Annotated in this window: 2 protein-coding genes; both read left to right on the top strand. The window is 72.8% G+C overall.

From position 1 onward, the window contains the following. Nucleotides 1-255 (top strand): type I 3-dehydroquinate dehydratase (locus tag ACFR9S_RS14095; RefSeq protein ID WP_379818912.1); only part of this gene is annotated, 255 nt, incomplete at its 5' end. A gap of 49 nt (nt 256-304) precedes the next feature. After that, on the top strand, nt 305-569 hold a 265-nt coding region (locus ACFR9S_RS14090; protein WP_459077212.1), incomplete at its 3' end, for an HVO_0234 family beta-propeller protein.

Below are 569 nucleotides of genomic sequence, written 5' to 3'. Positions count from 1 at the left end.
GGGAAGCTCGCGGTCACCGCGACGGACCGCGAGGACGCGCTGGCGCTGCTGTCGGCGACACACGCCGCCGACGCCGCGGGCGAACGTGTGGCGACGATGGCGATGGGGGAGGCCGGCCGCCACACGCGCGCCGTCGCGCCCCTCTACGGCTCGAAAATCGGCTACGCGCCGGTCCACGCCGCGGACGCCACCGCGCCCGGGCAGTACGACCTCGAGACGCTCGCCGAACTGGTCGGTCGCCTCCGCTCCCAGTAACCGATAAAGAGGGCACCGTTTTTGCCGACCGGGAGCCGAAATCGTGGGCATGCCCACCATCAGAGAGAAGCGGGTGTACGGCGAGTCGGCCGTCCCGACGCCCGTGTTCGTCACCGCCGAACAGGGGCTGGTGGTCGCCCAGCTCTCCGACGCCGCAGTCGGCGAGTTCTCACTGGCCCATCGCTGTACCGCGCGGGACATCGCTGTCGGCCCGGACGGGACGCTCGCGCTCGCGACCGACGAGTCGTTGCTGCTCGCGCCCGACGCCGACCCGGAGCGGTTCCACGAGACGGGGTTCGGGCCGGCGGCCGGCG

Origin of the sequence: Halolamina salina (assembly GCF_042678005.1) — an archaeon.
Classification (GTDB): domain Archaea; phylum Halobacteriota; class Halobacteria; order Halobacteriales; family Haloferacaceae; genus Halolamina; species Halolamina salina.
The sequence above is the reverse complement of the archived record's forward strand: the minus strand, read 5'-3'. Positions and strand labels throughout refer to the sequence as shown.